The organism is Prosthecodimorpha hirschii (assembly GCF_001305515.1).
Taxonomy (GTDB): domain Bacteria; phylum Pseudomonadota; class Alphaproteobacteria; order Rhizobiales; family Ancalomicrobiaceae; genus Prosthecodimorpha; species Prosthecodimorpha hirschii.
Genome location: NZ_LJYW01000001.1, coordinates 6,201,282 through 6,223,311, shown reverse-complemented (window position 1 = coordinate 6,223,311; position 22,030 = coordinate 6,201,282). Strand labels below are relative to the sequence as shown.

27 protein-coding genes and 1 tRNA gene are annotated in these 22,030 nt (G+C 63.0%); 4 read left to right on the top strand and 24 right to left on the bottom strand.

Features of this window, described 5'->3' with window-relative positions; all coding sequences use genetic code 11:
• Window positions 1-233: 233 nt before the first annotated feature.
• Window positions 234-307, top strand: a tRNA-Gln gene (locus ABB55_RS27320).
• 47 nt (window positions 308-354) lie between these two features.
• On the opposite strand, the gene ABB55_RS27315 is transcribed toward ABB55_RS27320, so the two are convergent.
• From ABB55_RS27315 to ABB55_RS27285, 7 genes are all read right to left on the bottom strand, one after another.
• Complete coding sequence (locus ABB55_RS27315) at window positions 355-1,401, bottom strand: tyrosine-type recombinase/integrase (protein ID WP_054361655.1); 1,047 nt, start codon at window positions 1,399-1,401, stop codon at window positions 355-357.
• Window positions 1,388-1,576 carry a hypothetical protein gene (locus tag ABB55_RS27310; RefSeq protein WP_054361654.1) on the bottom strand — a complete coding sequence of 63 codons (189 nt, stop codon included), beginning with the start codon at window positions 1,574-1,576 and terminating at the stop codon, window positions 1,388-1,390. The genes ABB55_RS27315 and ABB55_RS27310 overlap by 14 nt, the downstream gene beginning before the upstream one ends.
• A gap of 2 nt (window positions 1,577-1,578) precedes the next feature.
• A complete protein-coding gene (locus ABB55_RS27305; RefSeq protein WP_054361653.1) occupies window positions 1,579-1,758 on the bottom strand; it encodes a hypothetical protein in 180 nt (59 codons plus the stop codon).
• 2 nt (window positions 1,759-1,760) lie between these two features.
• On the bottom strand, window positions 1,761-2,237 hold the full coding sequence (locus ABB55_RS27300; RefSeq protein ID WP_054361652.1) for a hypothetical protein: 477 nt from the start codon (window positions 2,235-2,237) through the stop codon (window positions 1,761-1,763).
• 125 nt (window positions 2,238-2,362) lie between these two features.
• On the bottom strand, window positions 2,363-2,602 hold the full coding sequence (locus ABB55_RS27295) for a hypothetical protein (RefSeq protein ID WP_054361651.1): 240 nt from the start codon (window positions 2,600-2,602) through the stop codon (window positions 2,363-2,365).
• Entirely contained in the window at window positions 2,599-3,312 is a 714-nt protein-coding gene (locus tag ABB55_RS27290) for a hypothetical protein (RefSeq protein ID WP_054361650.1), read from the bottom strand. Before ABB55_RS27290 ends, ABB55_RS27295 begins: the two co-directional genes overlap by 4 nt.
• Window positions 3,309-3,845 carry a hypothetical protein gene (locus ABB55_RS27285; protein WP_054361649.1) on the bottom strand — a complete coding sequence of 179 codons (537 nt, stop codon included), beginning with the start codon at window positions 3,843-3,845 and terminating at the stop codon, window positions 3,309-3,311. Before ABB55_RS27285 ends, ABB55_RS27290 begins: the two co-directional genes overlap by 4 nt.
• Before the next feature lie 69 nt (window positions 3,846-3,914).
• Here ABB55_RS27285 and ABB55_RS29315 point away from each other — a divergent pair, with 69 nt between their 5' ends.
• Both ABB55_RS29315 and ABB55_RS30060 read left to right on the top strand, forming a co-directional pair.
• Window positions 3,915-4,151, top strand: a complete 237-nt coding sequence (locus tag ABB55_RS29315) for a helix-turn-helix domain-containing protein (RefSeq protein WP_083463997.1) — start codon at window positions 3,915-3,917, stop codon at window positions 4,149-4,151.
• A gap of 65 nt (window positions 4,152-4,216) precedes the next feature.
• Entirely contained in the window at window positions 4,217-5,482 is a 1,266-nt protein-coding gene (locus ABB55_RS30060; protein WP_152982212.1) for a hypothetical protein, read from the top strand.
• Window positions 5,483-5,805: 323 nt separating this feature from the next.
• Here ABB55_RS30060 and ABB55_RS27280 read toward each other — a convergent pair whose 3' ends face one another.
• The 17 genes from ABB55_RS27280 to ABB55_RS27215 all read right to left on the bottom strand — a co-directional run bounded on the left by ABB55_RS27280 (window position 5,806) and on the right by ABB55_RS27215 (window position 20,684).
• The gene (locus tag ABB55_RS27280) at window positions 5,806-6,030 is read right to left on the bottom strand and encodes a hypothetical protein (protein WP_054361648.1); all 225 of its coding nucleotides are present in this window, start codon (window positions 6,028-6,030) and stop codon (window positions 5,806-5,808) included.
• Entirely contained in the window at window positions 6,027-8,228 is a 2,202-nt protein-coding gene (locus ABB55_RS27275) for a tape measure protein (RefSeq protein ID WP_054361647.1), read from the bottom strand. The genes ABB55_RS27280 and ABB55_RS27275 overlap by 4 nt, the downstream gene beginning before the upstream one ends.
• A 12-nt stretch (window positions 8,229-8,240) precedes the next feature.
• Complete coding sequence (locus ABB55_RS27270; protein ID WP_200912075.1) at window positions 8,241-9,836, bottom strand: terminase large subunit; 1,596 nt, start codon at window positions 9,834-9,836, stop codon at window positions 8,241-8,243.
• Complete coding sequence (locus ABB55_RS27265) at window positions 9,811-10,203, bottom strand: phage terminase small subunit P27 family (protein WP_054361645.1); 393 nt, start codon at window positions 10,201-10,203, stop codon at window positions 9,811-9,813. The genes ABB55_RS27270 and ABB55_RS27265 overlap by 26 nt, the downstream gene beginning before the upstream one ends.
• 3 nt (window positions 10,204-10,206) lie before the next feature.
• Entirely contained in the window at window positions 10,207-10,767 is a 561-nt protein-coding gene (locus tag ABB55_RS27260) for a head-tail connector protein (RefSeq protein ID WP_054361644.1), read from the bottom strand.
• A gap of 7 nt (window positions 10,768-10,774) precedes the next feature.
• Window positions 10,775-11,224: an HNH endonuclease signature motif containing protein gene (locus tag ABB55_RS31345; protein WP_420848240.1), complete on the bottom strand. Its 450-nt coding sequence runs from the start codon at window positions 11,222-11,224 to the stop codon at window positions 10,775-10,777.
• Window positions 11,224-11,529: a spike base protein, RCAP_Rcc01079 family gene (locus tag ABB55_RS30055; RefSeq protein ID WP_152982211.1), complete on the bottom strand. Its 306-nt coding sequence runs from the start codon at window positions 11,527-11,529 to the stop codon at window positions 11,224-11,226. The genes ABB55_RS31345 and ABB55_RS30055 overlap by 1 nt, the downstream gene beginning before the upstream one ends.
• 152 nt (window positions 11,530-11,681) lie before the next feature.
• The gene (locus tag ABB55_RS27255) at window positions 11,682-12,089 is read right to left on the bottom strand and encodes a hypothetical protein (RefSeq protein ID WP_054361643.1); all 408 of its coding nucleotides are present in this window, start codon (window positions 12,087-12,089) and stop codon (window positions 11,682-11,684) included.
• A gap of 14 nt (window positions 12,090-12,103) precedes the next feature.
• Window positions 12,104-13,285, bottom strand: a complete 1,182-nt coding sequence (locus ABB55_RS27250) for a phage major capsid protein (protein WP_083463995.1) — start codon at window positions 13,283-13,285, stop codon at window positions 12,104-12,106.
• Window position 13,286: 1 nt separating this feature from the next.
• On the bottom strand, window positions 13,287-13,793 hold the full coding sequence (locus ABB55_RS27245; protein WP_054361642.1) for an HK97 family phage prohead protease: 507 nt from the start codon (window positions 13,791-13,793) through the stop codon (window positions 13,287-13,289).
• Window positions 13,790-15,010, bottom strand: a complete 1,221-nt coding sequence (locus ABB55_RS27240; RefSeq protein WP_054361641.1) for a phage portal protein — start codon at window positions 15,008-15,010, stop codon at window positions 13,790-13,792. Before ABB55_RS27240 ends, ABB55_RS27245 begins: the two co-directional genes overlap by 4 nt.
• 217 nt (window positions 15,011-15,227) lie before the next feature.
• On the bottom strand, window positions 15,228-16,325 hold the full coding sequence (locus ABB55_RS27235; RefSeq protein WP_054361640.1) for an AAA family ATPase: 1,098 nt from the start codon (window positions 16,323-16,325) through the stop codon (window positions 15,228-15,230).
• Window positions 16,315-17,223 carry a DUF7146 domain-containing protein gene (locus ABB55_RS29305; protein ID WP_083463994.1) on the bottom strand — a complete coding sequence of 303 codons (909 nt, stop codon included), beginning with the start codon at window positions 17,221-17,223 and terminating at the stop codon, window positions 16,315-16,317. Before ABB55_RS29305 ends, ABB55_RS27235 begins: the two co-directional genes overlap by 11 nt.
• Window positions 17,220-17,549: a hypothetical protein gene (locus ABB55_RS27225; RefSeq protein ID WP_152982210.1), complete on the bottom strand. Its 330-nt coding sequence runs from the start codon at window positions 17,547-17,549 to the stop codon at window positions 17,220-17,222. The genes ABB55_RS29305 and ABB55_RS27225 overlap by 4 nt, the downstream gene beginning before the upstream one ends.
• Before the next feature lie 202 nt (window positions 17,550-17,751).
• Window positions 17,752-17,925 carry a DUF2256 domain-containing protein gene (locus ABB55_RS29300; RefSeq protein WP_083463993.1) on the bottom strand — a complete coding sequence of 58 codons (174 nt, stop codon included), beginning with the start codon at window positions 17,923-17,925 and terminating at the stop codon, window positions 17,752-17,754.
• Window positions 17,926-18,031: 106 nt separating this feature from the next.
• Window positions 18,032-19,570, bottom strand: coding sequence for a cryptochrome/photolyase family protein (locus ABB55_RS27220; protein WP_054361637.1), 1,539 nt, complete (start codon window positions 19,568-19,570; stop codon window positions 18,032-18,034).
• Between the two features lie 253 nt (window positions 19,571-19,823).
• Complete coding sequence (locus ABB55_RS27215) at window positions 19,824-20,684, bottom strand: alpha/beta fold hydrolase (RefSeq protein WP_054361636.1); 861 nt, start codon at window positions 20,682-20,684, stop codon at window positions 19,824-19,826.
• 323 nt (window positions 20,685-21,007) lie between these two features.
• Between ABB55_RS27215 and ABB55_RS27210 the strand changes: the two genes are divergently transcribed.
• Entirely contained in the window at window positions 21,008-21,952 is a 945-nt protein-coding gene (locus tag ABB55_RS27210) for a LysR family transcriptional regulator (protein WP_054361635.1), read from the top strand.
• Window positions 21,953-22,030: the final 78 nt, after the last annotated feature.

The following is a 22,030-nucleotide window of genomic DNA, read 5'->3' as shown; positions in this document are numbered from 1 at the left end:
ATCGCCACCGGTTTTGGCCCTCCGGCCCAGACATCAGGGGCAGCCATCTTCGGCCATCGGGGCCAGCCATCTGGGGACGACGCCGAGAAACGCGCATCCCCCGCATCGGGACGCTTGAAATGCCCGTGCCCCGGTGTTACCACACCCCCGCTTCGCCGTACCCGGCCCCGCGCCGGCCCGCAAGCGCCCGGTTCTCCAAGGAGAATCGTCCGCAAGGGAAAGGCAAAGCCCGTTGGGGGATAGTTCAACGGTAGAACAGCGGACTCTGACTCCGTTAATCTTGGTTCGAATCCAGGTCCCCCAGCCATTTGATCTAACAGCGAAATTTCCGGTTTCGGATTGTACTCGGCATGGTTAGTCGGGCGCCCGGTCGGGAGTTTTTGTTCTTCGTTCGAGCTTCCTAATCCCCGCCGTCGCCAAGGCCGGGTCTCGATGCAGGTAGTGGGCATCTAGGATCGAGCGCACGTCCCGAAGCGAGTGCCCGGTGATGGTCGCGATCTGCGCTTCGGTTGCCTCAGCCAGCGCCAGCCGAGTGACGGCCGTGCCTCGAAGGTCGTTGAATGTCAGGTCGGTGATGCCGGCCGCAGCCTGAGCCTTCCGAAAGGACGCGCGGAAACCGCCCTCGGTCCAAGGCCGACCATCGGAGTTGACGAGGACCTGGGTCGATAGGCGAGGCGTGGCATCGAGCATGACCTTGAGCGGCGCGCCGACAGGGATGTTCACCCGGGCGCCGGTTTTGCTCTGCTTTAGCTTGATCCGTTCGCCGTCATAGGCCGTCCAGGTCAACCGCAAGAGGTCGCCCTGTCGCTGGCCGGTCCAGAGCGCCAGCATAAGCGGAAGATGCAGATGCGACGGTGCCGACTTCAGAAACGCCGTCTCGTCGTCATCGGTCCAAATATTCTCGGCGCGGTTCCCCCGATAGAGGCGCCCTCCCCGTGCACAAGGGTTGGCGTCGATAAGCCTGCGATCGAGCGCCCATGACAGGACGCGAGCAAGCACTGTCCAAGCGTAATCCGCTTGGCGTAGCGAAGTTGCCGCCTGCTTGTCCCGCCATTGCATGAAAATTCCGCGCGTCCGCTTGTCGACCAGCGCCGACAGGGGGAAGTCGCCGAACTTCTTTTCTATGGCTTTGATTTGGCCGATGTAGTCCGAGCGGGTCCGAGGCGCGAGTTTGGCAAAATCTGCGCTGTCCTGGTATTGGCGCAAGAGCGAATGCATTACTCCGGCCTGCGGCTTCTTTCGCGAGGCATGAGCTTCGGCGTAGGAGGCAACGAACTCAGGACTGCCCGGCTGTCCCCGTAGCCGCGGGCCACCCTTCCATGCGTACCAATATTCAACGGTCTCGCCGGTCGCGAGCTTCTTCCGACGGCAGTTAATGCCTTGAAGATTAACTCTGACCATGTGCTTTCATCCATTCGTCGAGAGCGCTCTCGGGCTTTGCCGCATGTCCTGCCGCAAGCACCACGATCCGATCCGCCCGGATCTCGACGCCGCCGATGTCGACACCGGCAGCCTTCGCGGCTTTGATGGCTCGGGTCACGTCTGCCTGCCTGAAAGCGGCCGGTGTCTTCGCCATCCTCAGCGCCCTTTCCGGATGCGTTCCGCCTCATGCCGCTCAATCATGATCGGCGAGGTTCGTCCGCCCGTGCCGCCCTTGCGCACTGCGATTTGCCCCTTGCGGATCATCCGCCCGAGGGTCGCCGGCGAAACGCCGATAGCGTGGGAAACCGCCTTCGCGCCGCGGATGACTTCGGTCATTTTCAGCCTTCGCCCCCGATGATCGGGCGCTCTTTTTCGATCCGCTTCGCGATCAAATCGCGTAACAGGCTGACATTGAAGGTCATCATACGCGTAATGGTCTCTTTACGCTCTCCAGCCGAGTTCCACTCGGCGGGCGCGGGCAGTTCGTCGGTAGGATGGGCCGTTCCGTCGAGGGTCCAGCCGGTCGCCGTCTGCCAGGTGCGCACATACGAGATTGCTAGCGCTTGCGGGTTCGCCTTGGCGGCCTCAGCGACCGCGCATGCGATTTCACCCGCCGCCGCTGCCGTCATGCCATCGGCCATCAGGTCCCTGAAGATGCTGATGCCGAGAATGTCGTCAGGGGCAAACGTGCGCGCCCGACCGGCAGTGGTGGAAGGGGCGCACCTGTAGGCGCCTGCGGCGACAAACTCATTGAAGCGGTCGCGATGGATGCCGGCAACGCGGCAGGCGGCGACGGTCGTTAGGCTCGGTGTCATGAATACCTCCTGTATTTCACAAGAGGTAGCCTATCCTCTGGTGATTGGCAAGAGGATAGGCACCCAGTGCACAGAAAGCCGTTGATTGTTCCGCCGAACTGGCGCCGAGTGCGAGGCCGATGCGGCTAGAACTCGTCAACCAGTTCCCGGCCGTCGTGTTCCTCCTCGCGATCGTCGGTCGTGCCGCCAGCGCCGGGACCCTCGATCGTCCAGCCGAGGGATGGTTCCGCGTCGGCGCATGATTCCTGGTCGGGATCACCGTCGAGTTCGTCGAGCACGAGCAAAAGCGCCTCGATGGCATCCTCGATCAGCGTCCGCATGGTCGGCGTGACGACGAAGACGGCTTGGCCTGGCAGCGCGTTCATCGGCCAGCCTCCGAGCCGGCGAGGTCGCGCGCCACGGACCACGCAAGCGCCACGTCGGACGATGTCCCGTCACCAGGATTGGACGACATCGCGGAGTTCATGGCGGCACGGGCCTTCACGATGAGACCCGCCAGTGTCCGGGCCGGCTCCGAGATGATGGCGTCCTCGATCTCGCCGCGCTCGGCTAAAGCGACCTCTAGTGCTTCCTCGACAGCGAGCGTGCCACTGTCCACGAAAGCGCGGCTCCGCTTGGTTTCCCAAGCCTCAACGGCTGCAACGATTTCGTCCCGCCGCGCCTGCCAGCCCTCGGCCGCAACTTGGGCAGGAACCACGATAGAAGCCCCGTCCGCTGTCGCCCGGCTCCAGCCCGGGGTTTGCCCATCGAAGGCCCTCAGAGGTTCAAGGCTGCCCCAGCCGTAGCGCGTGACGCCATCCCATTCGCAGACCGGATAGCTCGGGAAGTGAAACGCCTCATCCTCCGGTCGCCGCACCAGGGCTTCCGGTGGCTCACCGACCAACTCGTGAAACTTCTGGTCAGCGACCTTCGCCGCCGCGTTCAGATCGCGGATGATGGCGGAAAGCCGGTCATGCTCCAGACCAAGGCCCGCAAGCTCGGCATCCTGTGACGTGGCCGAGAAGGCAGCCGAAGGCGAGGCCGCGACCGAAGCGGCGAGGCCGGCGAGAACATTCCGGCGAGTGTGCGTGTTCATGACCGAGCCTCCGAAGCCACCATGCAATCCAGCAAAGCGATGAATTCCTGCATGGCGTGAGCCCCGCCATCGGTCCCCTTGTTCTCGGCGATTTGGGGCAGCACCCCCAGCCACCAAGCCAGAGCGACAGCCTTTGCCCGCACCCCGGCGAAGCCGACTGCAGACGCGGCGGAGATTTCGGCGGCCAGCTTCGTGCAGCGGTCACCCGCGGCAGTCATGGAGCGCCATTCATCGGGCCTGCCGTAAACATCGAACACCCGCCAGTGCTTCACGACGCCGGACGCGTCGAGCGCCTCATAGTCCGCAATCGGGATCGATCGCAGATGCTCAACCTTGGCAGACCACAAGGCATAGTCCCGCGCGCCCTCGACAAGATCAGCCGCAAGCGCCGTCAGGTGGCAATCGGGAGAGACAGAAGCCGCAGCCCCGCTTGCGCTGATCGCCACGGCGGAGGCAGCCAGGCCGGCGAGAAGGTTGCGGCGGGTGGATTTGGGCAAGCCAGTATCGGCCGCCGAACGGGTGTTCGTCGTCATGGCATTTGCTCCTCTGAGAAGGCATGATACGATTTGGATCATAAATGATGATCCCAAATAGGTCAAGCTATGCTAGTATCGGTTGAACAGGTCCGAGCTGCCCGTGGACTCCTAGGATGGTCCCAGGCTAGACTTGCTTCCGCTTCAGGACTCTCGCAGCCCACAGTGAAGCGCTTTGAAACCAACTCAACGCCAGTTTCCGTTGAGGCACTACAAGCTATCAAAATTGCGTTGGAGAATGCAGGGGTGATTTTCATAGATAAAAATGGCGAAGGAGTGGGGGTTCGCCTTAGGAAAGAAATATAAAAATGCTTCTAGATTTGTGGAATCAGAAAGTTAGTAAAAATACGCGCTATCGGGAGGCAAAATAAATGACTTCAGAAATATGTGTTATGAATCGGAGAGCGCTTGTCTTAGCTGCAGATAGTGCAGCTACTGTCACTTACTGGTCTGGCAAACAACGCGAAGTCAGATACTTTAAGGGCGCCAATAAAATATTTCAGCTAGTGGCTGACCGCCCGATCGGTATAATGGTATTTGATTCAGGAGATTTGCACGATATCCCGTGGGAAATCGTCATCAAAGATTTTCGGAATAATTTTTCTGCAAATAGGCCATCTGACGTGTCGACATATGCGTCTGCGTTCTTCAAGTATATTAATGATCACGCATTATTATTTTCTAGTAGTCGCCGTCGAGAGATTACGCAGAGAATTTTTAAGAACTCGATCTCTTTAAATTTAGGAATAATAATTGAAGACGAAAATGTAATCGCAGGGCAGGACAAAGCACTGGAGATAAGCAAGGCCTTTCAGAAGATATGTTCTCAAATCAAAGGTCTTCCAATCGAGGAGCCTTTCAAAGAAGAAGACATTGAAGCTGCATTATCGTTTATAACACCGGATATCTCAGCATTTGCTGAAGATCTTTTAGTTAGCACATCAACAAAAAATATAATCGACAAAGACGAATTAATAGGTATGTCTATTCTTTCCATTTTTAAACACCCAAAGGGTCAACTAATCAATACTGGCATAGTTGTTGCTGGTTATGGAGACGATGATTATTTTCCATGCTATCATGAATATTCTTGTAGCGGATTCTTGGGCGACAAATTATACTGGAAGCCTGAAGGCGACGTATCAATGGATCGCATAGATACAGGTATTGTACGTGCGTTTGCAACAACTGCCATGGTTGACACATTTCAGCATGGCGTTGGTCCGGATGTATTCAATGCCGTAACCTCAAGTCTGGAGGATACTCTATGGCATTTTGCGGAAGAAATACTTAAATCATCCGGAGCGCAACCGCCTTCAAATTTACAGAATCTCGTCGAAAATGCAGCAAGTCGACATACACGTGAATGGATTGACAAGGTTTTTCAGCAGCATGTGCAGCCTTTGAATCGGGTTGTTGGCTTCTTGCCTGTTTCGGAAATGGCATCGTTAGCCGAAAGCCTAGTTGAACTTGAATCCCTTAAGGAAAAAGTTACGCAGCCAAGCGAATCTGTTGGGGGGCCCATTGACGTGGCCGCCATCACAAAATCTGAGGGCTTTGTATGGATTAAGCGCAAACACTATTTTTCGATAGAATTAAACCCGCGATATGCGGCGCGCTATAACAATCATCAGTAAAATGGAGAAAAAAATGAAGCGTGAGCCATCGTACAAGCAACGCGTTACAGATGCCATCGCGAAGAAACCTGGGATCAAGCAAGATTCGCAGGGGTTTTATTCGTTACCGGATGCCTGGAAGGAAAAACTAAAGAATGAGATGCTTATGCAATTAAGGTCTGTATCGAAAAAGGATTAGGATTCTGTGTAATTTTTAGCCATGAACCTTTGGCATTTTGTGCCAGCTTGAGACGAAACCTAGCAGGGCGACGCGGTAGCGCCGGGAGGTTTTGCTAAGTCATTGATTTCAAACGGCTAAATTTTAGCCGAATGATTTCAATGAGTTATGCCTCGCCCTGGACAGGAATGCCGATCCGGTCCGCCAGTCCGTGAAGGTGCCGCACCACTTCATCCCGGCGGAGCGGACCAACAGCACCGGCATATGCGCTAGTGCCGTGCGCGATCATGGCTTTTCCGATGACTTCCGGATCAAAGCCTAACTCTAGCATTTGATCCCGTGCCGCCTCGGCGAGCTTATAGACAACGTCCTCCACCTCATCCTCGGTCATGACATGCCCCGCTTCTGTGCCATCGGCGCGCGCATGATCGCACGGATTCGCGCTTCATGATCCCCCAAAACGCGATGGATTTGAGCGACAGTCGCCACGTCCCCACCTGGCGCGTTGATTGTCGTGTTGAAGACCGCGCCGCCGCCGCTCGCGCTTGATGGAATGATCCGGCCGGCCGATTGCGGCACGAACATTTCCGGCCCGTTCTCGCCGACCCGGTAGGGCTGCCCGGCATTGACCGCGCCACCGCCGGCTCGGCCAAACAGACCGCCAATCAGTCCGCCGCCAAGGCCCGTCCCGGGCGCGCCAAGAAGCGCAGCAATCAACTGGTTCCCGAGTGCGTTCAGGATGGCTGTCCGAAGGCTCGTGAAGGCGTTGCGCAGAGCGTCGACTGTTTTCACACCATTGGCCAGATCATTGAAAAACGCCCCAGTCACCGAGCCGAGTTCCGAGCGCATCGAATCAAGCATCTGCTGCGCTTTATTCACGGCCTCAAGCCGCGTCGCCGCAACGCCTGCCTGATCTGCCAACGCAGTGATCTGCGCTCGCCGCGCGTCGGTCAGTGGGATGCCGGCTTTGATCGCTTCGTTGGTAAGTTGCTGCGCGACCTTGACGCGCTCCTGTTCCCCCGCCGTCAGCCCGACAAGGGTGATTTCCTGTTGTAGGTCTCGAATGCGGTCCTTGGTGCCCTCAATCGAATTTGCGAACGCGATCTGCGCCTTAAGTCGCCCATAGGAAGAAGCAAGCTGGTCGATTTGCTGCCGATACTCGCCAGTGAGAGGAATGTTTTTCTCTTTGGCATCGGCCTCCAGTTCGGCAACAAGTCGCGCCCGTTCGCGCTCTGCCGTCGTTTTGCCAACTGTGTCTGCCTCGGCCTGAAGAAGCGTGATTGATTTCTGCTGCGCGTCGATGACCTTTTGCCAGCCGGCCACATCCGGCGGCAAAGGAAATTGCTTGAGCGATACCGGCTGAGTTCCACCGCTCCCAAGCCCAAACCTATCATTCATATAGGTCTGAGCATTTTTGTCCGTCATTGTGCTGCCGGCAAGGTCGTAAGCCGACTGGAGCCGAGCGGGCCCGTTGGTCGCCGGCCTCCCTTGCAGTGTCGTGATGCGGTCGAGCAGCGTTGATGCGCGGTCAGTCGCGGTCTGGAGGTCCTTCTCCAGTTGGGCGATCACAGGAACGGCGCCGGCATTGGACGAACTGCGAAGATTTTCAATCTGCGCTTTCAGTTTCTGAATAACTGTATAAGCGCCGTACAATTGCTCTGTCAGGCTGTTGATATCGGTTTGCTTACTAACGTCGCGAAGTCGATCGGCAAAGCCTGATATATTTTTCCCGGCATTTTCGAACAGCTTTGATAGATATTCGATGATACCAAGATTTTCATTGATGGTTCCGAACAAAAGCATTAGTGCGTTGTTGAGGTCCGATACGCTGGCCGCAAAGGTCTTGGACGACGCCCCAATCTTCTGTTGAAGCGATCCGGCTCCGGCAAGGATAGCGCGGAAGAAGGCCTCGGAGGAAACCTTGCCGTCCTTGACCAGTGCCGTCAGTTTGCCAATCTCGCCGCCGGCTTCTTTCAGACCGTCCGCCGCCGCCTGAAGCAATGGCCGAGCGCCATCAAGCAACGAATTGTATTCCTCGGCCTGGATTTTCCCGCCGCCAAGCGCCTGCGAAAGCTGGAGCAGTGCGCCGGTTGCCTCTTGCGCGCTGGTCCCGTTGACCTTCAGCGCCATGGCCGTCGCCGTGGCGAAGCGGATCAAGTCTTCCGATGATGCGTTGAGGGACTTCTGTGCCGCAGCAGTCCGGCTGTAGAGCGTCGCGAGGCTTTCAACCGGGGTGCTGGTCGCTTGAGCGATGGCGAATAGTTTGCCGAACGTGACGTTCGCTTCCTCGGCCGAGAGGCCGGCGACCTTCAAGCTGTTGTTGATGCGAATAAAGGTATCCGCACCGTCAACAAATGCTCTCAGGCTCAAAACGCCAGCGAGGGCGGAGAATGCTCCGGTCGCCATGCTGACAATGCCGGTATTCAAGCCGGAGAAGTTCTGTTCGATCTTCTTCACCGAAGAGGCGGCCTGCGCTTCCATCGCCTTCGCAGATTTCTGGAGCATTCCCGCCGCGCGCTGCATATCGCGCTCGAATTTCGTCGCATTTGCCTCCAGACGAAGCGTCATGACTTCAAGATCGGTTGCCATGGTTCAATCCTTTCAGGCGACGCAGAGTTCGGGCGAGAAGTCGGCGGACTCGTAGATCGACAGGCCATCGCGCCCAGCCGAGGCCCGCCCTACGGCCATCGCAGCGGCAACGGCGCCGTCGATCCGATCCTTGCTCTTGCCCTTGTGGAACATTCGGTTGCCGGCGCTATCGGTGTGGACCGCGACATTGTCGAAGCACCACCGCAGGACCGGATTGCCACCGTGGCGGAATTGACGGCCGATAATGGCCCGCTCCAGTTCCTTGATGGCCGGCGCCATCGTCACCCAGCCCTGCCGCATCTCGGCGACCGGGAAGCCGTCCTCTGCCAGCCTGATCATGGTCTGTTGCGCAAGGTGCGGGTCGAAGGCGATCTCCCGCACGTCCAGCCGCCCGCACAGGACGCGGAGATGCTGTTCGACGCGCGTATAGTCGACCACGTTGCCAGGCGTGGGGATGATCCAGCCTTCCTCGGCCCACCGCGGATAGGGAACGCCGTCCCGGTCGGCACGAGCGCGCAGATTGTCTTCGGGGCAGAAGAACCACGCCGCGACTGAGAAGCCGCCGTCCTCGTCCTGCCAGGCTGCCACGATGGCCGTAAGGTCAAGGTTCGATGACAGGTCGACCGCCAGCCAACACGGCAGCCGGCGCCGCTCCTCCAAGTCGACCGGCTCGGCGCCTTGGTCATAGACGCCCATGTCGACGAACGGGGTTGCCGAGTGATCGAGCCAGACATTCAGGTGCAGTTGCCGGAAGGCGTCGCGATCCGCTGGCCGGCTTCCGGCCTCGCGCGCCAACTGCCGCAGTCCCTCGATGTCGGGGAAGCCGTAAGGCAGGCCGGGATTGACCTGGAACCACAGGTCTTCGTCGCGCCAGTCGGCATCCCGATCGGCTTCGAACAGGACCGGCAGCGTCGCAGGGTCGTCGATCTCGCCGCGGGCGACCTTGCGCGCATAGTCAACGATGTCGTGAGCAATGTTCTCATGCCCACGGCCAGCCGTCGTGATGACCACGAGGAGGCTTCCCGCCGTCTTGACGAGGCCGGTTCGCAGCACGTCCCACAGGTCGCGTTTCAGCCAGGCGTGAAGCTCGTCCACGAGTGCGAAAGTCGGCGTTCCGCCGTGCTGCCGGGCCGCGTCGCAACTGATCGCCTTCAGCTTCGCGCCGGTCTTGGGGTGCTCGATCTCGTGGCGATAGTCGCGGAAGGCGAGCGCGGAGGCGATCCGGTCGTCAGCCCTACAGATGCCGATTGCCTCCTCAAAGGCGATGCGTGCCTGTTCTCGATCCGAGGCAGCGCAGACCACCTGACCGCCGTTGATCCGCTCCGGTCCGAACAGATGCAGGAGCGACAAGCCAGCGCCAAGGGAGGTCTTGCGGTTGCCGCGCGGGAGCAGGACGACGACGGTCCGCACGATGCGCCGGCCGTCCTCGTTCGCTGGCCCGTAGATGCGACGGACAAGCCGTTCCTGCCACGGCATGAGTTGGAAGGCGCGCCCCTTGGCTCGGCTCTTGGGGTGCCGCAGACGCTTCAGGAAATTGACCGCACGCTCGCCATACCCGAACGGGTCGGCGATCGGGGAGTCATCACAAATCCAGGTCGGCAAGGTCATCGTTGCCACCCCCCTTCATGGCGGCGGCCTTGTTGCGCGAGGCAGGCGTGAGGCCGAGTTCTGCAGCCAGCCGGCGACTTTCCGTCAGCGCCTGGAACAGGGTTTGGAAGGCCGGATGCCGGCGCCCGTCGACCATGTCACCCTCGGCCGAGATGATCGCCTGCGACCGCTTCACGAGCCCGGAGGCGACGCAGAACTGTTCGACCGTCCCCATGTCCGCATCGGTCAAGACACGCCGCTCGATGAGGCCCGGCATGATCCGACCCCATTCCTGCGCGGCCTCTTTCGACAGCCAGGACGGCGCCCGCGGTACGCTGGCAAGCCCTCCATCGATCGGCCGGAGTTCGGCTTTGCGGCCTCGCGTCATAGTTCAAAACTCCCGAACAATGTAGCTCGCCAGGCCGGCCAGAAAGCCATCCGCGGCCGACGTGGATTCGCGTTCTCGGAAGCGGTTCGCCACTTCACTGAGGATCGCTTCGCGGATCGGTTCGGGCACGTCAGCGGCGTCGCCGTAACCTGCCGTGAACTCGACAACAACAGCGCCAGGCAGTTCAGTCGTCACAGGCCAGGACGCATCGGCCGCCGGCAGGATGGTCACCCTGTCCTCGCCGCCGATCCCGTAGGCGCGGAAGCCCGTCAACGGCTGTTCGTCGCCGCTCGCGTCGAGATAGGTGATGGCGTCGACCGATTGGCACGGCGGCAACGGGACCACGATACCGCCAGCCGGGAAGGCATCCAGCACGAGGCGCCAGGACTGCGATACGAGCGCCCTGCCAAGTAGACCCCCGCGCCCGTCCAGCTTTGCCGTCGCTGCCTTGATCAGGCGTTCAAGCGCTGCATTCTCGCTGTCCCAGTCGATGCGCAGATGATCCTTTGCCTCGGCCAGCGTCACCGGATATTCTGAAGGCGGAACCCGAATGATCAGCGACATTGATAGATCAGCCTTCATTCATTCGAGTTGCTGATTTTTGCTCTCTATCGAGCGAAGGGCCGACGACGGTGCAATGTCGATCGGCCAAAGTCGGCGACCTGCCCCCCGGTCTGGCGAAGCCCTGATCCCGAGCCGTTCGGCGCGAGTGATGCGGCTTGCAATACGGGCGAAGGTTCGACCATGACAATCTCAGGTCGGGCCGCGCCCTTACGCTTTCGATGTGGTCAACCTCTGTTGCCTTAGCCTCGCATTCAGGCCAGGCGCAGCATGGGTTGCGGGCGAGGAAGGCGGCACGGACCTTGCGCCACTCGGCGTCATAGCCACGGGCCGCAGGGTCGGGCCGGGTCTCGTCATGAGCCCGACGGACAGCAGCGCGTCGCTTCCGCTCGCATGGGCAGGGGTTGCCCGAGGCGATGGACAGCCCACAACCGCAAATGCGAGGCGCGCGCTTGGGCATTACCAGACCGCCACGATGTAGGTGGCCGTCGTACCTGTCGACCAGACACGGTGCACCCGTTGGACCAAATACGAGCCCGCCGAAAGATTGTAGAAGGTTTCAGTCGAGCCACCGGACGTGGTCACCTTCACGTTGCCACTGCCCCCGATGTACAGCGATCGGGCATCGGTCGTGAGGTCGGTACTATCGGACGGAGTCACAGCGGCGGCGAAAGCCGGCGGACTTTCGAGGCCCGGCTGTCGATCTGCAAAAGCATCGGCCATGTTGGCACCTCTCAGATGATGATGGCCGAGCGGTTGGTTCATCCGCTCGGCCGATGAGCCCTTTGCCCCCGGATTGGGCTGGTGCTCGCGATTTCCCTGACCTTGAACGGTTCAAACCATGGGGGGCCGCAGGTCAGGTTTCCGCTATCGGGCCAACCGCTAAGAGCCCATCAAAAGACCACCCCCCGATTTCGTCAGGCAGCGGGAGCCGAGGTCGGGCGCCCGAGGATCGCCACAGCCGCAATCGGAGCCGAGCCCGAGTTGTTGGCCGGGGTGATCGTCAGCTTCGTGTATTGCTTGTTGCCGACGTAGCCGAGCTTCCTGGTCACGCCGTCATCGGCATAGGTGAAGCTCACTGCGGCCTCGGTTCCGACCAAGTCCGCATCGGCGACGGCCGTGAAGCCCGAGCCGCTGGAATCGCTCTCCTCCAGGAGAGCAGTGAAGGTCGCGTCAGCGTCCGCCAGCGTGCCCGTCGCGATGACGTAGGTCAGCGAACGATAGCCCGCCCGGTTGATGACAGTGCCGACCTGCGCCGTGTTGTCGGAGACGACGACAGGAGCGATGACCGGGGAGACGGTGAAGTTGTGGTACGAGTCGCGCATAGTCCTGCCCTCCCTTACGAAACGGCCATCTTGAGCTTGCGGATGGCCTCGGAGAGCACCACCGAACCACCGACGCGGCGGCGGAAGTGGAAGCGCACGAGGCCGGAGGTTGCGACCGAATAGGGATCGCGCATGACCGAGAGCGAGACCCGGTCATAGATGCGATACCCGGTCGAGAAGTCGCCGAAGACGATCGGATAAGCGTTGCTGGCGATGTCCGGCATGTCGACAGCTTCGATGACCGGGCGACCGAGCAGGGTTTCCGGCTGACCGGCCTGGTAGCTCGGCTGCCAAAGATAGTTGCCCTGACCGTCCTTCAGCTTGCGCACGGTCGCGAGCGTCGAGCCGTTCATCATCCAGGCGCCGCGGTTCCGGTAAAAGGCCGGCATCGCATACATGAGGGTGATCAGCGGATCGGCCGAGAGCGTCGTAGCGTGGCCGTTGGCCGTGTAGCTGACGCCCGTATCGGACATGAAGCCGAGGGGCCGCTTGACGCCGTCCCCGCTGACGAAGGCTGCCCCTTCGAGCCGGCCGGCTTCCTCGGCCGCGTCCATCGAGATTTCGGACTCGATGTTGACCGCGGCATCCTCCAGGAGGCGGGTCGATACATCGATGTAGAACGCCATCTCGTTGACCGGGATTTCGGCCTGACCATAGGTCGGTTCCGTGCCCGTGCGGGTCTCGGTCTCGCCAACCCATACGGCAGTCGGGCGCCCGGTTCGCTTCGGAATGACGACGGAGCCGGACGTGGTCGAGCCGACGCGCGCGGCCTGACGAACCGGCGAGAACTGCACAATGCCCTTGATCACCTCGTTGACGAACTGCGCGGGGGCGAGGTAGCCGCCGGCCGTGTCGTCGGCGACGCGAAGGGTCTTGATCTCGTCCGCCGACAGAGCCTCGCGCCCCTGACGCAGGAAGCCGCGGAAAGCCTTCTGTTCGACCTGCGCAGCCTCATCACCCTCGGCCTGCGTCTTGCCGCCGATGGCCGGTCGGGCAAGCTTGGTTTCGACCGCGTCGAGCCGGGTCGTGATCTTGCCCAGGTCCGAAGCCTTGGACTCGATCGCCAAAAGCCGGCCCTCGATCGAGCCCTTCAACTCGGCAAGCGCCTTCGTGACAATCGCCGCCGGATCGCCGCCCTCCGGATCGTCCTTCAGTTCGATCGCGCCCACGGCAGGCGCCTTCATATGCTTGGTCATCTCAGACCCTCCGAAAGGCCGTGGCGGCCCGGTTGATGGCCTCGGCGATGCGCAGTGCAGCCGTGGCGGACTTGGCAGACGTGACCTTCGCGCCGGGATGAGCCGGGACGGTCACGAGAGAGATTTCCACGAGATCGACGGCACGGATGACGCGCCCGCCACCCTTGCGAGCCTCGGCCCGTTTGGTTGTAAAGCCGATCGAGAGGCCCGAGACCGCGCCGGCCTTCACAAGGGCTCGCATCTCGCGCGCACGCTCCAGGTCGTCGACCAGAAGCCGGCCAATGACCTGAAGGCCTTTTGCGGTCTCGACGATCGAGGACCACGCGCCCACCGGCGCTTCCGGATCGTGGAAAGCGAGCATCGGCAAGGGCGGGGTGGCACCCTTGAAGGCGCCCGGCATGATTTCGTCACCCATGCGGTCGGGCGAGCCGAACGGCCAGGCGAGACCGGTGATGGTTCCGGCATCGTCGACCGAAAGCGAGGCCTTGAGTTCAAGCCTGACCGTCATGCCGGCACCCCCGTGCTATCGGCAGGCAGCCCGCCGCCACTGGTCGTGTTCGGGTTTTCGAACTGGTCACCGCCCTGGTATGGGGCGAGGCCCATCCAGGCCCGAACCTCGTTGGGATTGGCGACGCGAGCCGTGATCAGCTTGCCGTAGGCCTCGGCCTGGTCGCCGAGCGACGGCAAGGTAAGGTCGTCGGTGTCGAACTCGACGCAGTAGGTCTGCCGCTCTTCGGCCGTCAGGAGCGCGCGGGCGAGCGACGCTTCCCACGCCTTCAGCCAAGGCGACAAGGTGAAGTCGACGAACTCCCGACCCATGTCGGTAATGTTCGACCATGTCGCGCGGCCGAGTTCGTAGATGCGATGAGGCGGCACGCCGAAGGCGCGGGCGATCTCCTCCACCGCGAAGGTGCGAAGCTCCAGAAACTGCGCGTCGACCGAGTTCAGGGCGAGCGGGGTGAAGCTCGCGCCGCGGTCGAGGATGGCGGTGTTGCCGCTGTTCGATCCGCCGTGCGCCAGCGTCCAGGTATCGCGGATGCGCTTGACCGCTTCAGGAGCAAGAGCGTCCGTGAAGGACAGCATTCCCGATGGGCGACCGCCGCGGCCGAACAGGCGGGCCGCATGCTGTTCCATGGTCAACGCCAGGCCGACGGCCTCGCGGCAAAGCGTGAGCGGAGCCTTGCAGGTCGGCGGCAGCGTGAAGGGCGAGACAAGATGAATCACGTCCGCGGGGTCAAGCCGCCGGCTGATCGTGTCTTGCGTTAGGGTATAGGTCGGTTCGCCGAGGGTCGACCATTCCACCGCGACCGAGCCGGGCGGAAGTCGGATGATTTCCCGCGCGTGACCGTCCACCCGGGTCACGAGGCCGATGCCTCCGGTATCGCTCATCAGCGCGTCGAGCGTGATCTGTCGACGCCCTTCATGCGAGGTCAGCCAAGGGCACCAATCGCCAGCCATCATGCGGGCGGCGGGATGGTCTGGAACGGGCTTGCGCGACCCGTCCGCGCCCTTCTCGATCAGGCGCAGAGGCAGGACAGCAATCGGGTCCGAGATGGCGCGTACAGCCGCCGCAACCGCCGTGCAGCGCAGCGCCGTCCCAGGCGTGACCGAAATGCCTGCCGCAGTCGTCTGCGACACCCCCAGGATTTCCAGGAGGTCGGACGACGGCACAGCGAGCGACTTGCGCTCGAAGGCAGAGAAGAGGGACGAGAGTAGCTTGCGCATCAACCATTTTATACAGTCAACTGACGGGATAACGGTAGCCGCCTACTTCAATCAACTTCAATCACCGAGGAATCTCCAACCGGAGGCCTCTGCCTCCAGGCAGAAGGCAATATCTCTCCCTCCCTCTCTCCCTATGGGAGTTGGAGAGGGTTCGGCATGCTCTGCACTGAGATAACCCGGTAACCGCGATAACCCGGTAACCGGTAGGGGGCGGCGGTTAGAAGACACCCGCCCCGTCATTGTCCGACCATCCCGGCCCGGCCGATCGCTCGGTTATCGGGTTATCGCGGTTATCAGTGGTCGGATACAGGTCTTTGCGTCCCGGGTGGATGTACGATCCGCGTCGGCTCCCTTTCAGCACCTCGCCGCCTTTCGACATCTTGAAGAGAAGCTGCTTGACGTTGTTCCGGACGAGGCCGGCATTGTCGGCAACCTCGTTCGGGGTCATCGCGTCCTCTGCGTCTTTCAGCATGGACAGGATGACGGCCCGCTCATCCGACCGATGAACTTCGGCCGCGTCGCCCATCAGGTACCAGCGCCCGGCATCGAAGCGCATGGCGACGTCGATCTCGGGCACGTCTCGGCCGCGGACGTAGAGCGTCGCCCCGCTCGCCTTCCGATCAAGGACCAAGGTCGCGTCCGCACAGGCCGAAAGGCCGTTGGAGCCGGTCACGGCCTCTAGCGGATCGTCGGCGCCGCCTTTCCTCGTATGTGTGATCAGGACGACTGCAACGCCGTGCTTCGTCGCCCACTGCTGCAAGGGCGCGATGATCGTATAGTCGTTTTCGTAAGAGTTCCGAGCCGCATTGCCGGCCGGCTTGATCCGCTGCAGGACGTCAACCACGACCAGCTTCGGTTTCAGGACGCTGGTCCGCCAGTCCTCCAGGCAGTCCAGGAAGCCGTCATTGAGGGCCGGGCTTTCGGTAACCCATTCGAGACGATCAAGGTTTGGCCGAGTCCGTTCGTCAGGGAAAAGGGTCGCGATGCGCCGCTGAATGCGCCGCTCGCCGTTCTCAAGGTCGACATACAGAACGTCGCCCTGTTCGCTGGAAACCTCACCCATAGCGACGCCGCCGGTCGCAACCGCGATGGCGAAGTCAATGCACAGCCAAGACTTTCCGAGCTTCTGACGGCCTGCGAGGATCGACAAGCCCTCCGGCAAATAGCCGGGAATGGCCCATTTGATCTCGGGGAAGTCCGTCGCCATGATCAAGCCCGTCCGCCTCCGGGCGAATTTCTTGCGCGGCTTCATCTTCCCCGTCGAGCCCTCGTTGGGGCGGATCGGGATCACGTCGTATGTGCCTTCACGCAGCATGCGCCGCCTCCATGTCGTTGAGGTCGGCGCCGGCCGTGGTCGGCGCGATAAGATAAGATTCCCGCCCTGCTGCGGACCATCGTGCAGCCGTCCGCTGCGACGCGCGGATGCCCGCCTCGTCGTGGTCGACAGCGAACCACAAGGCCTCGATGCCAGGGATGACCGGGAAGGCTTCGACCTGGCCGGCATTGAGAAGCGCCCAGACGGGCGATCGGCCGAACTCGGGCACATACCGGAGGCTGAGCGTCGACTCGATGCCCTCGCCCACGCCGAGGCAAAGCGTCACCTCGGCATCCGGCGTCAGCTTGACGGCGCCACCACTGCACGGTCCGAGCGCAAGGCGACCGTTCGCCCCAAGGTGCGACAGCTTCTTTCCGTTCTTGTCGATGGCCGTCCGATGGATTGCCATCGGTCGATCGGTCAACACATCGCGGACCAGCGCCACCATGCATCCGACCCGATCCTGACCGAAGGGACACGACGGGTGCCAGCGCAGAGCCTCGCCGGCCGCCTCCTCCGGGATGTAGTGACCGCGCAAGCGCAGATGGAGTTCGGCCGGCGTCCGACGTGGTTCTCGGGCTTCATCCCATATGGATAAGGGAAGGTCAGATGCGCGCGGGTCGACCGTTCTAGCCGGAACTGGCATCGATGCAGGACGCGGTCGCGCTGACGAGTCGAGACGTCGCTCGATACCGGCTCGATCGCAGAGCCAGTCCTTGACGTTGCGCCATTCGTCACGCGGCGAGAAGGTGCTCACGTGCACGCCGCCTTGCGGGTTGATCCAGGCCGAAGCCTCCTCCGGACCCTTGTTGCTGTGCCCGGGCGGATGGAACAGGACGTATCGCCCCTTCACCCTCCCGCCGACCGCGCGAGCGATACTGTCGAGCGAGGGCGTCATGCGCGGCCCCCGATCAGCCGTGCGGCTACCTGGTCGAGCCGGGCCACGGCCGCGTCGACCGCAGTCGACGCGGCCTGCCAGGCGTCGCGCTCGCTGAAACCCGCCGCCATGAACTCGTCGACCACGCCGAGGCCGAGCGCAAAGAGCGCCTCGTCAGCACGATCGAGGTTGATATTTTCGCTGGCAGTGCTAGTTTTGTTCTCGGAGTTCCTAGAAGTGCTCCAGCCCTTTTGACCGCCGTTCCGGACTGCCATCCGGGCGGCGGTTTTCTTTTGCGGGACCGACGAAACGGTCGGGTATTCGATTGTAAGCCTTTGATATTTCAAGGGTGAATTTCCCCATGGTCGGGGAAATTCCGCTGCTATTTCAATTGACTAGCCTGGACTCTGACTCCGTTAATCTTGGTTCGAATCCAGGTCCCCCAGCCACTTCTTCGACAGATCGTTCGGCCGGCGTCGCGTCGGCGCTGCGCGTCATGCGAACCACCGCTCTTTCGTCTTGGATCGGTTCCAAGCGGCCCTGCTCAAATCACGCCTTCCCGTTCCCGCTCTGCACGCTCCGCCGCCCCCTCCTGCACGCGTCCGAGCAATAAAGCACCTCGTCCCAGACCTTGCTCCACTTCTTGCGCCAGGTGAACGGGCGCTGGCAGACGGCGCAGGGCTTGGTTGGGAGATTGGCTTTTTCGATGCGCTTCTTCTTCATGATTCGGCCTGGTCAGGAGACGGTCGAGATTGCGAGGCGGCGCCGCCTGAGGGGCGCGGTGCCGGACCACGGGTAGCGCCGGTCGCTCCCTGCCCCGCCCGCCCCGTCACAGCCGCCCCTCGCGCATGGCGGTGCGGTGGGCTTCGGCCTGGTGGCGCAGGGCGGCCTGCTTGTCGGGGCCCATGCGGTCCCAGGTGGCGTAGACATGGGGCATGCGGGCGTTGCGGCTGAAGCGGTCGCGGTGGCGGGCGAGGAAATCCCAGTAGAGGGCGTTGAACGGGCAGGCGCCCTCGCCGACCGACCGGGCCGGATCGTAGGCGCAGCCGCTGCAGAAATTGCTCATGCGGTTGATGTAGTTGCCGCTCGCCGCATAGGGCTTGGAGGCGAGCAGGCCGCCGTCGGCGTAGAGCGCCATGCCGAGCGTGTTCGGGGCCTCGACCCACTCATAGGCATCGGCATAGACGGCCAGATACCATTCGTGCACGGCCTTCGGGTCGATCCCGGCCAGGAGCGCGAAATTGCCGGTGACCATCAGGCGCTGGATATGGTGCGAATAGGCGTGGTCGCGGGTCTGCGCGAAGGCCTCCCGCATGCAGGCCATGCGGGTCTCGCCGCTCCAGTAGAACCAGGGCAGCGGTTCGCTCGCGCCGAGCGCGTTGCGCTCGACATAGCCGGGCATGAAGCGCCAGTAGAGGCCGCGGACATATTCGCGCCAGCCCAGGATCTGCCGGATGAAGCCCTCGGCGGCGTTGAGCGGCGCCAGCCCGTCGCGATTGGCGGTTTCGGCCTTGCGGCAGACCTCCAGCGGATCGAGGAGGCCGGCATTGAGGTAGGCGGCGAGCAGCGAGTGGCTGAGATAGGGCTCGCCCCGGACCATGGCGTCCTGGTGGTCGCCGAAGCCGGGCAGGATCGCGGCGATGAAATGGTCGAGTTCGCGCAAGGCCTGGCGGCGCGTCACCGCGAAATGGAACGGTTCGAGCCGGCCGTAGCCGTCGGGAAAGTGCCGGCGCACCAGATCGAGCACGGCGAGCGTGATGGCGTCCTTTCGGAAGCTCACCCGCGGCGGCGAGGCGAGCCCCGGCTTCGGCGGCTTGCGGTTGTCGGCGTCGAAATTCCAGCGCCCGCCCGCCGGCGTGCCGTCCGGCTCGATCAGGATACCGTGCCGGCGCCGCATCTCGCGGTAGAAATACTCCATCCGCAATTCGCGCCGCCCCTCGGCCCAGGCGTCGAATTCGGCATGCGTGCAGAGGAAGCGCGTGTCCGGCAGGATGTCGAGCGGGACGCCGCATTCGGCTTCGAGGGATTTGAGGCTCTCGCGCAGGCGCCATTCGCCCGGCTCCGTGACGACGATCCGGGACGGCTGCAGCGCCGCCACCGCGCGCCGGATTTCGCCCTCCAGGCTTTGCGTGTTCGCCGCGTCGTCGAGCGCGACATAGCGCACGACGTGACCCGCCGCCCGCAGGGCCTCGGCGAAATGGCGCATGGCGGAGAACAGGAAGGCGATCTTCTTGACGTGGTGGCGGACATAGGTCGCCTCCGCCATCACCTCGGCGATCAGGATCACGTCCCGGCCCTTGTCGGCCCCGGCGACGACCTCCAGCCGCCCGGTCAGCTGGTCGCCGAGGATGACGCGCAGCACCGTCATGCCCGGGCCGCTCCGAACGCCTGACCGGCCGGGAGCATTTCCGGCCGCCCGCGGCCTCGCTCTGTCGTCATCACACCGCGCCTTCCCGTCCCCGGCGGCGCCGGGTGGCCCCGCCGCCCCCTTTCACGCATCGCGCGGCCGATCGGATGCCTGCGGCGCGCCGGACCGCGGACGCAAGCCGTGACAGCAGCCCTGCGGCCGCGACGAGAGCCTGCGGGGAAGTCCCCGGCGCGACGGCCGGCCGGATGCCGTGCTAGCCGAGATGCTCCGCCAGGAACGCGCGCATGGCCGCGCCGATCTCCGCCGCATGGGTTTCCAGCGCGAAATGCCCGCTGTCGACGAAGCGCACCTCGGCCGTCGGCACGTCGCGCCTGAAGGCTTCGGCCCCGGCCGGCAGGAAGAACGGATCGTTCCGCCCCCATATGGCGAGCAGCGGCGGCCGGTGCGTGCGCAGATAGTCGTGGATCATGTCGTAGAACGCGACATTGTTCTTGTAGTCCAGCAGCAGATCGAGCTGAATCTCGTCGTTGCCGGGACGCGACAGGTAGAAGTCGTCCAGGGTGCGGCCGTCGGGCGAGACCTGCGTCGGGTCGTCGACGCCGTGGGTATACTGGAACAGCGTGGTTTGCGGCGCGAGGAAGCCGCGCAGGGCGTCGCGATTGGCCTGGGTCGGCGCGTTCCAATAGGCCTTAACCGGCGCGAAGGCCTCAGACACGCCCTCCCGATAGGCATTGCCGTTCTGCGTGACGATCGCGGCAATCCGCTCCGGGTGCTCGACGGCGATGCGGAAGCCGACCGGCGCACCATAGTCGAAGACGTAGAGGGCGAAGCGCGTGAGGCCGATCACCTCGGTGAAGCGATCGACCACCGTGGCGAGGGTGCGGAAGCTGTAGTCGAAGAGGCCGCGCGGCGGCTGTTCGGTCAGGCCGAAACCCGGCAGGTCGGGGGCGACGACATGGAAGCGATCGGCAAGTTCCGGGATCAGATCGCGGAACATGTGGCTCGCGCTCGGAAAGCCGTGCAACAGCAGGATGGCCGGCCGATTGCTGTCGCCGGCCTCCCGGTAGAAGACTTCAAGGCCATCGACATCGACCGTCTTATAGCGAACCGTCATGATTGTTCTCCTGGTTGGAAGGTTGGACCGGGCGATCGCGAACGCGCCCGCGCGTCGCCGACGTGGGGTTTGGGGGAGATCGCGAGCCGGACCTGGACCGGCGGATGACCCCGGCCGCGCCGCGATGCCGGCCGGCAAGGCTGCGAGAGGCCCGGTCCGGGATCGGGACGCCGGTCCGGTCGGTCGTCCGGCCTGGCGATGGCTCCGGGCAAGACCCTCTGCGCCGCGGCCGGCCCGACCGGTGCCGAGAGAGATGCCGCCTATCGCATTCCGGCGGTAGCCTGTAGAAATGAAACCCGTACTTCCATATTGCGAGAGGAACAATGGACCGGTTCGAGGCCATGCGGACCTTGGTGGCCGCCGTCGACGCCGGCAGCCTCTCGGCCGCGTCCCGTCAATTGAACATTCCGCTGCCGACCGTCAGCCGGCGCGTGTCCGATCTGGAAACGCTGCTCGGTTGCCCCCTGGTGGTGCGGACGCAGCGCAGGCTTCTGCTCACCGAGGCCGGCGCCGCCTATGTGGCCTCCGCCCGCCGCGTCCTCGACGAACTGGCGGAAGCGGAACGCGCCGTCTCCGGCGAGTACCGCGTGCCCCGCGGCGAATTGCTGATCACCGCGCCGATCCAGTTCGGCAAGACGCATGTCGCGCCGATCGTTCACGAATTTCTCGATGCCTATCCGGAGGTGACCGTCCGGCTGGCGCTGACCGACGGCATCGTCGATCTGGTCGAAGCGCATGTCGACGTCGCGCTGCGCCTCGGCCATCTGCCGGATAGCCGCCTGGTGGCCCGGCGCGTCGGCACGCTGCGCTGGCTGGCCTGTGCCAGCCCGGACTATCTCGCGCGCCGCGCTCCGCCCGCCACGCCCGTAGATCTGACCGGGCACGCCTGCATCGCCTATGAGGGGCTCGAGCTCTGGCGGGACTGGACCTTCGCCGGCCCGCGCGGCGAGCAGACCATCGTCGTCCGTCCGCGCTATTCCGTGAACACGGCCGATGCCGTCGTCGCGGGGGCCGCCGCGGGGCTGGGCATCGCCTATGTCATGTCCTACCAGGCGGCCGAGAGCCTTCGCGACGGCACGCTCGTCGAGATCCTGCGCGCGTGGGCGCCGGCCCCCTTCCCCGTCCAGATCGTGCATGCCCCGCGCGCGCAGCTGCCGGTCAAGCTGAGGGCGTTCCTGGATTTCGTCACGCCGCGGCTGCAGCGGCGGTTGCGCGGCGTCGCGGCGATCGTCGATGGCGTGCGCGCCCCGGACGACCGTCCGACGTAAACCCGAGACGGCCCCCAGGCTCGGTGCCGGGTGCCGCCCGACGGAACGGCGCGGGGCTACCCCGCCCCCGGCCTTGGC